We start from the raw sequence: 5,184 nt of genomic DNA, 5'->3' as shown, positions 1-5,184 counted from the left end.
GCTTCCGCTTCAACCGCCGCATGACCGGCGATCAGATTTTCCTTCGCTTAACCAGAGCCGTCGCTACATCTTGTGGTCTGCTGAGTTAAGGCGATAAGCATTTTGTATTTTATTCTGGCTTAACTGTTCCGTTCTAAATCATGCAGGTCTTTTAGATTGAGCTGCTATATGAAGAATCGCCAGAAAAAAGTAAAGGGCCGCTACACTGGTAGCGGCTCATTTGACTATGTTAAAGATATTTTGCAACCACGGGAACGATGCTTTTGATAACATCCTGGATCATACGCTCCTGCTGCTCACTTAATCCGAAGTTTTTGCTATAGCTGTCGGTGAATGCCGAGGTAAGATCCGGAGTTCGTCCAGTGATGTAATCCAAAGATACATCCAACTCTGTTGCAATCCTGAATAATGTCTGAAGGCTAGGTTTACTGGAGGCGTTTTCGATATGGCGCAAAGACTCTGTTGCAAGGGCAACCTTCTCAGCCAACACATCGGCAGTCCATCCTCTATATTGCCGAGCCTCCCGGATTCTTTGCCCGGTAAGTGTGAAGTCAATATCCATTGAGTATAACCCCTCATCTATCTGGTACTGTAACAACAAGTATATGGGGTTTTGATTTTATTTGGAATGAGGAGTTAAATACGATTGCGTATTCAATAGATACGAGTAGAGTAAAATAGACAAAAGAATACAAAGTATGACGCTTTATAGCATTAACCAAGAGTGTTGGCACATAGTAGTGATTTATAAATGCCTCAAAACTATAAATTGAAGTTTTTTCTGTTCTTTGCTATAATCAAAACAAGCTGAAAATTGGTAGACCGAATCTATCGCAAGAATACGGGGGATGTTTCATGGGAACCATTTTACCAAAGCATCAAATGAGCGAAGAGGATATCAAACTGCAATACATAACTCCAGCGATTACCTCCAAATGGGATATCAAAAAAATCACCATGGAGACACAAATAACAGATGGCAAGATCAATTTGAAGGGTAATCTGGTTTTTCGCGAAAAACCCAAGCGGGCAGACTATGTACTGTATCTGAATGCCAATAACCCCATTGCCATTGTGGAGGCAAAAGACAACACTCACAGTGTCTCTCACGGCCTGCAACAAGCTATCACCTATGCTAGAATGCTTGATGTTCCTTTTGCCTACAGTTCCAATGGAGACGGATTTGTTGAGCATGATTTTCTGACTGGGCAGGAGCGGAAGTTCGGTTTGGACGAGTTTCCCACAGAGCAGGAACTGATTGCGCGTTACAAACAAGAAATCGATTTATCGCCCAGACAAGAAGTGATTCTGGAACAGCCTTATTTTACCAGTCAGAATACCTACCCACCCCGTTATTACCAGCGCATTGCAATCAACCGAACTGTCGATGCAATCGCCAAAGGGCAGCAGCGGCTTCTGCTGGTAATGGCAACCGGAACTGGGAAAACCTATACGGCTTTCCAGATTGTATACCGGTTGCTGCAGAGCGGACTGAAGCGAAAGATTCTCTATCTGGCAGACCGTAATATTTTGGTGGATCAGTCCATCCAGCAGGACTTTGCCCCGCTGGAAAAAGTGACACACAAAATTAACGTTGCAAAGGATGATAAAACTACCATCACTTCTCACCAGGTGTATTTTTCCCTTTATCAGCAGCTGGTGGGTGATGATGATCAAGAACATTTCAGCGAGCTGTTTTCTCCGGATTTCTTTGATTTGATCATTGTAGATGAGTGCCACAGAGGTTCTGCCAAGGAAGAAAGCCGCTGGCGCAGAATTCTGGAATATTTCCAGTCTGCAACGCAGATTGGTATGACCGCTACGCCAAAAGAAACCAAATACATCTCCAATCTCAGCTACTTTGGAGAGCCAATTTATACATACAGCCTGAAAGAAGGCATTGAGGATGGCTTCCTTGCACCGTTTAAGGTCATTAACATTATGACCGACATTGGAGAAGGTTGGCGTCCTCGGAAAGGCCAAAGAGATGTCAATGGTATCGAAATTCCAGACCGAATTTATACCAACAGTGATTACGATTACAACATCATCATTGAGGACCGCATCCAGCAGGTAGCAGAAGAAATCACCAAATATCTGAAAAGTACCGACCGCACGGCAAAGACCATCGTGTTCTGCGCTACGGAGGATGCTGCCTTGCGGATGCGGGATGCGCTGGCGAAGCTAAACGCCGATATGATGAAAAAGAATCCCGATTATGTGGTGCGCATCACCGGCGGGGATGAGTACGGCAAAAAGAAGCTAAGCTATTTCATTTCCGTGTCAGCCAAGTACCCAGTCATCGCCACCACCTCCAAACTGCTGTCTACCGGTGCCGACTGCAAAATGACCAAGCTGATTGTGCTGGATGAAATGATTGGTTCTATGACCGAGTTCAAGCAGATCATTGGACGTGGAACCCGTCTGCGGGAAAAAGAAGGAAAGACTCATTTTGTGGTCATGGATTTCCGAAATGTAACTCGCCTGTTTGCTGACCCAGACTGGGACGGTCCCATTGAAATGAACGAAGGGTTCACACCAGGAGAAAAGCAGCCAAATACCAAAGACACACCGGATGATGGAGAAAAAGATGGGCAGAATCTACCGTCGGATTCAAAACAGAAACCCATCGTAGACAGAAACGGCTGTAAAGTGCAGATAATTCACAAAACCGTGTCAGTCTACGACGCCAACGGTAAACTGCTGCGCCAGGAAAGTATTGTGGATTATACGAAAGAGAACATTCTGGGCGAGTATGCGTCCCTGGATAACTTCATCCGTCAATGGTCTGCCCAGGAAAAGAAAGAGCAGATTCGGGACCTGCTCCGAGAGCGGGGAATTGATTTGGAAAATCTGAAAGCAGATCAGGACATGTCCGACGTGGATGATTTTGACTTTATCTGCCACATTGCCTTCGACAAGAAACCGCTTACCCGCAAAGAGCGTGCCAACAATGTGAAAAAGCGGGATTTCCTGAGCCGCTACAGCGGTGCAGCTCGAGAAGTCCTGGAGGCGCTTTTGGATAAGTACAAGAACACCGGCATTTATGAAATCGAAAAGACCGAAATATTGAAGCTTGACCCCTTTGCAAAGCTGGGCAAGCCTGCCAAAATTGCTGGATACTTTGGCGGCAAGCAAGGTTATTTGAAGGCGGTAAAGGAACTAGAGCAAGCTATTTATGAGGAAGTGGTGGGCTAAATGAAGGTTATGAGCTCCTGGCATGTTGGTGTGGCTGCTGAGGCGTTTGCCGCCGCAATGTTTGCCCGCTTTGGTTATGATGTATCGGTACAATATGGTGCGAATCAGCCTGAATATGATTTGATTGCAGTTTCCGGAGATGATATTTTGAAAATTTCCGTCAAAGGCAGTCAGGACGGAAGCTGGGGACTAACCCAAAGCTTGAAAAAAGGACGCACCTACCACGAAGCTGTCCAGGAATGGCTGCACCGGCATCACAAAAAGACAATTTTCTGCTTGGTGCAGTTCAAGGGCACAGCCGCCTCAGATATGCCAAGAATGTATTTGGCTTCTCCGGAGGAAATTGCTGAAGTTATGTGCAATGAAGCTGGAGGCCGTGGAGACACCATCCTCTATGAACATCATGAATGGGGAGCCTCCGCAGCTGCTTATGGAACGGTGGATCAGATCCCGAAAGAATGGCTGTTTACCGAAGGCAGAGCAAAAGAGATGTTTGAAAAATACGGACGATAAAGAAGGAAAAAATAGAATGAGCAATTTAACCGGATTTGTTAAGCGTTTGCGGGATATTATGCGCAACGACGCAGGCATCAACGGCGATGCCCAAAGAATTGAGCAGATTGCCTGGATGCTGTTTTTGAAAGTGTACGATGCAAAGGAGCAGGACTGGGAATTCAATGACGATGCCTATGTTTCCATCCTGCCGGAGAACTGCCGTTGGCAGAACTGGGCCCATGATGATAAATCCGGCACGGCCATGACCGGCGACAAGCTGCTGGACTTCGTCAACAACACTTTGTTCCCTACTTTGAAAAAGTTGCCAGTGGATGCATCTACGCCTATTTACAAAGCCATTGTGCAGACCACCTTTGCCGACGCCAACCAGTACATGAAAGACGGCGTCCTGCTGCGGCAGGTAATCAACGTCATCGATGATCTGGATTTAGGCGACTATGAGGAAAGCCACGCCTTTGGCGAGATTTACGAAACCATTCTGAAGGAGCTGCAAAGTGCCGGTTCTGCCGGTGAATTTTACACCCCCCGGGCGGTCACGGACTTTATGGCCCAGGTCATCCAGCCCCGGATTGGGGAAACCATGGCTGACTTTGCCTGCGGCACCGGCGGTTTTATCGTCAGCTGGCTGAAAGAACTGAAAAAACAGGTCAAGACCACCGAGGACGAAGAAGCCTATTCCAATTCTATCTATGGCATTGAGAAAAAGCAGTTTCCTTATATGCTCTGTGTCACCAATCTGCTGCTCCACGGGCTGGATGTGCCCCAGGTGTACCACAGCAATACGCTGCTTCACGACGTTCTGGACTACACTGAGGAGGATAAAGTGGACGTGATTCTCATGAATCCTCCCTACGGCGGCAGCGAAAAGGCGGATGTAAAGAACCATTTCCCCACAGACTTGGCAAGTTCGGAAACCGCCGATCTGTTCATGTCCGTCATCATGTATCGGTTAAAGCAGGATGGCCGGGCGGCAGTGATTCTCCCCGACGGTTTCCTGTTCGGCACCGACAATGCTAAGGTGAATATCAAGAAAAAACTGCTGCGGGAGTTTAATCTGCACACCATTATCCGCTTGCCGGGAAGTGTGTTCTCTCCCTATACCTCCATCACCACAAATATCCTGTTCTTTGACAACACCCGCCCCACCGAGGAAACCTGGTTTTACCGTCTGGATATGCCGGAGGGGTACAAGCATTTCTCCAAAACCAAGCCCATGAAGCTGGAGCACTTCCAGCCTGTTCTGGACTGGTGGAACAACCGGCAGGAGATCACCGAGGACGGCTTCGACAAGGCCAAAAAGTTCACCGTTCATCAGCTTACTGAAGAGTTGGGCTACAACCTTGACCAGTGCGGTTATCCCCACGAGGAAGAAGAAATCCTGGCCCCCATGGATTTGATTCATCGGTACGAGGAGCAGCGAGCCTCCCTCAACGCAGAGATTGATCGGGTGCTGGAGCAGATCACCAGCCT

The 5,184-nt window shown here is 47.5% G+C and carries 4 protein-coding genes; 3 read left to right on the top strand and 1 reads right to left on the bottom strand.

Features of this window, described 5'->3' with window-relative positions:
• Positions 1 to 229: 229 nt before the first annotated feature.
• The gene (locus Q0L39_RS10510; protein ID WP_296629005.1) at positions 230 to 562 is read right to left on the bottom strand and encodes a helix-turn-helix transcriptional regulator; all 333 of its coding nucleotides are present in this window, start codon (positions 560 to 562) and stop codon (positions 230 to 232) included.
• Positions 563 to 855: 293 nt separating this feature from the next.
• On the opposite strand from Q0L39_RS10510, the gene hsdR reads away from it, so the two are divergent.
• The 3 genes from hsdR to Q0L39_RS10495 all read left to right on the top strand — a co-directional run.
• Positions 856 to 3,198, top strand: coding sequence for an EcoAI/FtnUII family type I restriction enzme subunit R (gene hsdR, locus Q0L39_RS10505; RefSeq protein ID WP_296629004.1), 2,343 nt, complete (start codon positions 856 to 858; stop codon positions 3,196 to 3,198).
• On the top strand, positions 3,199 to 3,711 hold the full coding sequence (locus Q0L39_RS10500) for a hypothetical protein (protein WP_296629002.1): 513 nt from the start codon (positions 3,199 to 3,201) through the stop codon (positions 3,709 to 3,711).
• 16 nt (positions 3,712 to 3,727) lie between these two features.
• The coding region (locus Q0L39_RS10495) for a class I SAM-dependent DNA methyltransferase (RefSeq protein WP_296629000.1) at positions 3,728 to 5,184 on the top strand (1,457 nt) is incomplete at its 3' end.

This window comes from uncultured Negativibacillus sp., from assembly GCF_944388365.1.
In the GTDB taxonomy this organism is placed as follows: Bacteria; Bacillota; Clostridia; order Oscillospirales; family Ruminococcaceae; genus Negativibacillus.
This window is presented reverse-complemented; position numbering and strand designations above follow the sequence as displayed.

What these genes read in the sequence shown, in the direction of transcription:
- Q0L39_RS10500 (WP_296629002.1), top strand. Translation starts at nt 3,199, where the DNA reads ATGAAGGTTATGAGCTCCTGGCATGTTGGTGTGGCTGCTGAGGCGTTT.
- Q0L39_RS10510 (WP_296629005.1), bottom strand. Translation starts at nt 562, where the DNA reads ATGGATATTGACTTCACACTTACCGGGCAAAGAATCCGGGAGGCTCGG.
- hsdR (WP_296629004.1), top strand. Translation starts at nt 856, where the DNA reads ATGGGAACCATTTTACCAAAGCATCAAATGAGCGAAGAGGATATCAAA.